3 protein-coding genes are annotated in these 3,757 nt (G+C 68.3%); all 3 read right to left on the reverse strand.

Annotated elements, in window-relative coordinates; all coding sequences use genetic code 11:
• Positions 1–74 precede the first annotated feature (74 nt).
• A complete protein-coding gene (locus NA3_RS34935; protein WP_227994915.1) occupies positions 75–1,085 on the reverse strand; it encodes a C40 family peptidase in 1,011 nt (336 codons plus the stop codon).
• 122 nt (positions 1,086–1,207) lie between these two features.
• Positions 1,208–2,749: a putative type IV secretion/conjugal transfer ATPase gene (locus NA3_RS38985; protein ID WP_062969167.1), complete on the reverse strand. Its 1,542-nt coding sequence runs from the start codon at positions 2,747–2,749 to the stop codon at positions 1,208–1,210.
• A 221-nt stretch (positions 2,750–2,970) separates the two neighbouring features.
• On the reverse strand, positions 2,971–3,757 hold a 787-nt coding region (locus NA3_RS37925), incomplete at its 5' end, for an SCO6880 family protein (RefSeq protein WP_369689792.1).

Raw genomic sequence — 3,757 nt, forward strand, 5'->3', positions numbered from 1 at the left:
ACGCTTCGATGACGGAGGTGTAGGACGTCCACGGACGGACCGAGCCTTACGTCGTCGACGCGAATTATTCGGTGTCACAGTTGTTTTCCCTCCTCCGCCGTGGGGGTTCGGGGTTGTGGTGGTGGTGTGCTGTAGCGGCGGATGTCGAGGTGGTCGGTTCCGGCGACTCGGGCGAGCGGGGCGGTGGTGACGGTTTGGCCGGTTTGGGGGGCGTGGATGACCAGGTCCGTGCCGCCGGCGTCGCGGCCCGCGTACACGGCGACATGGTGGGAATCGCTCTCGCCGGGGGTTGTGAAGAAGATCAGGTCCCCGGGTTGCCGCTGATCGAACGCGACGATCTGCCCGGCCGGTGAGTCTTGTTGGGCCTGGGTGTAGTGCGGCAACCGGATTCGACCGCCTGAGGCCTGGTAGATCGCGTACAACGTCAACCCGGAGCAGTCGAACCCGCCGCCCGTCGGCCCATCGGCGTCTCCCCCACCCCACACGTACGGGGTACCGATCCACCGCTGCGCCGCGGCCACGACCGCCTGCCCGAACCCACTGGCCGGCACCGGCGCGCCGGAGGATCCCGAACCGGGTCCACATCCGCGAGCCGGTTGTCCTGGCGCGAGGGTGGGCACGGCCGCTGGGTCGATATCGGCGAACATCGCGTAGAGGCGTCGGGCCAGGTCCAGTTGTCCGGCATAGGCGTTCGGTGCGGACACCTCGACTGCCTGGGCGAGTTCGGCCGAGGTCATCGAAGCGGCGCCGGGGATGGTGGCGGCTTGGTTGTAGAACCAGTTGATCTGATAGATCGCGTTCATCAGCGTGGCGATCCCCGCGCTTCCCCAGACGCTGACCCGCATCTGGTGCGGGCCCACCGAATCGTGGTCGGCGCCGACGCCGTCGTTGGGGTAGTTCAACGATTCCGGGACGTTGGAGTTCGCAAGGTTCCGCAACGTCGATTCGGTGATCATCGCCACCAGTTCGGCGATGATCACCGACTCCGGAGCTCGGCGTTGCTTGCCGATCGCCACACCGTTGCGCGCCAGCTCCAACTGCCGCTCGTTCAACCCCGCCAGCGATTGACCGGTCGAGCCCGCCACTCCCCCATCTAGCACTGGCGTCGCACACGAGTCCGCGGGCTGTATTCCGACCAGCAAGGCCAGGAAAAGGATCAACGCGATGGGAAGGCACACGATGCCTGCGAGGAGGGTTCTGGAAGACATCACCCATCGCCGTCCTCCCCGACCCCGAGGACCTCGGCCTGGAACGGAGGCCGCGGACGATCGTTGTTTCCGCCGGTGAGGTGGGAGAAGCGGCGGTTGGTGTTGTGGATGTCGCGGGCGCGCTCGGTGGGGGTGAAGGTCATGCGGAACGGGATGCCGGGTGCATCGGCTTCTCCGGTCTTGAGCAGGAAACATCCTGTGCCGGGCGGTGTTTCGCGCGCGCCGGTGTTGTCGAGGTGATCGTCGGTCGGTGGCCGGGGCGCGGCCCAGGAGGTGACCAGCAACTTTTCGGTGTCGGTGATCGATACCGCGGCGCGGAGTCGTTCGATCTCTTCCGGCCCGACGGGGCCGATGATCTTGGCTCGGGCGCGTTCGAAGAAGCCGAGGGCTTTGGCTTGCGCCGCGGCGGAGTCGAAGGCGGCGAGGTCTTTGATGGTGTGGCTGCACATGATCAACCCGGTGCCCAGCGGCCGGTTCAACCGGGTCAGCGCATCGACGCGGTCGACCATGAACTCACCCGCACCCAGCACGCGCCAGATCTCGTCCATGACGACCTCGAACGTGCGCGGGGCCGCGAGAGCGGCGTCGGCCAGCGCATGGGCGGCGGCGACCGCGCCGAAGCCCTCGCTCCAGCACACCATCAGCACCGCCGCCAGCAGTTTCGTGTCGCCTTCAGGGATGCGGGACACATCGATGCAGACCGCGGGGCTGTTCAGGTCCAGGGGTGTGCTGGTTTGCCGGTCGAAGATCTGGCCCCACGGGCCTTCGATCACCGCGCGCAGCGAACGGCGCAACACTTTGGTCGCGGCCCGGAACGCGACATCGTCGTCTTCCTCGGCGAACTGCCGCAACCGCTGCGCGCCGCCGGAGATCGTGGCCAGCAGATCCGACAGCCGCGGCGGCCGCTGCGGGGTGAATCCTCCAGCGGGACTGTAGAGTTCGCGCAGGCTGGCGGCGATGAGTGTTTCTTCGTAGTCGGCGACGCGGGAGCCGCGGACCAGCTCGATCAGCCCGGCGACGATGTTGACCTGCCCGGCTTCCACTCGCGCGGCGACCTGGCGGCGCTGATCCGGATCCGGGAGTCGGTCGATGATGGTGCCGAGGGCGCCGACGGCGAGGGGGTTGATGCTGCCGTGCCCGTAACCGAGGTCGACGACCTGCCCGCCCAATGCTTCGACGAGGTCGCGGTAGTCGGGTTTCGTGTCGCCCATGCACAGCACCGTTTCCCCGGCCGCGACCGCACCCGTCGCGAGGCGGCGGATCAACGAGGATTTTCCGAAGCCGTTGAGCGCCAACACGAATGCGATCGGTGCGGTGATGAATCCGCGGGCGAACCACGACATCGGATCGAAATGCACCGGCGCTCCGGTCACGAAATGCGAACCGACCGGACAGCCCACCACCGGGGCGGTCGCTCCGACCGCGAAGGGCCACAATCCGGCCACCTGCACCGTCGTCGCCCGCCATTCCGGTGTCGCCGGGACTACCGTTGCGCGGCCTCCACCGACACCGCGGTACCCGCGGTCGGTGAAACTCGCCATGGACACCGCGAATCCGTCACGGACCGAATCTTCTGCTCTCCGAGCGGCAGTGGCGCGGCGGTGATCGTCACTCGACAGAGCCCAGCGAGCGCGCACGGCGGCCAGGCCGCGACCGGCAGCAGCCGTTTCCTCCTTCGCACGCGCCTGTGGAGTCAGCACACGAATCCCTGCCATCTTTGCCGTCCGCGCCGGACGGATCGTGCTTTTGCGGTCTCGGATATTCATGCGCTGAACCGCTTCGAGATCGAGGTGTGCTCGGGCAGGATCAGGCCGATGCCGAGGGAGGCGGCGAAGGCGGCGGCTTGGGCGCCGTAGCAGCGGCGCACCCGCAGCCGCGACGCCGCGGTCATCGTGCGTACCGAGGTTTCGATGCCGGGCAGGTCGGCGTCGAGGACGTCGGTGACGGTGACCAGGACCCCGAATCGGGTGAGGCCGGCGCCGCGGGCTTGTTCCTGGCGGGCGGCGCGGGTGTTGTCGACGCGGATGGACGCGGCGGCCGAGGCGATGCCGCGTTCGGTCTGCTCGGCGGCCAAAGCGTCCCGGAAGTCGGCGTCAACGATGTCGGTGGCCTCGGCCGCCGAATGCAGGCGGTACACGATCGCGACCCGCTTGCGTGGCACATCGGAGCGCGGGCGCAGCAACTCCTCCAGACCGGTTTCCAGCACCGCGCCCCGCGGTGGGGCGTCCATTTCCCAGGTGATCGACCGCGCGCCGTCGTGCACCAGATGGTCCCAGCGGTCCTCGTGCGCGATCGGACCCACCGAGTCCCACGACTGCGTTTTGGTGATCGCCGGGCCCGCGGCTTCGATGTCGCGTTGAGCTGCCAAGTCGTAGCGAGACCGCACCAGCCCCAGCACCTCCCACGCCTGCAACGGCGTGGCCGGCAGTCCCGCGCGGGCCAGTTGGGACAGCACGCCTTGCAGGCGCTGTCCGATCTCGCGGGCCTGCTCCGGTAGGTCCCGCCGGGTTTTGCGGGAGGTGCCGATGGCGCGGTAGGTGATGGCGATG

It is taken from the genome of Nocardia africana NBRC 100379 (assembly GCF_001612635.1).
Lineage (GTDB): Bacteria > Actinomycetota > Actinomycetes > Mycobacteriales > Mycobacteriaceae > Nocardia > Nocardia africana.

Bases quoted from the DNA above. Each gene is read 5' to 3' on its own strand.
- NA3_RS38985 (WP_062969167.1), bottom strand. From the start codon at position 2,749: ATGGCGAGTTTCACCGACCGCGGGTACCGCGGTGTCGGTGGAGGCCGC.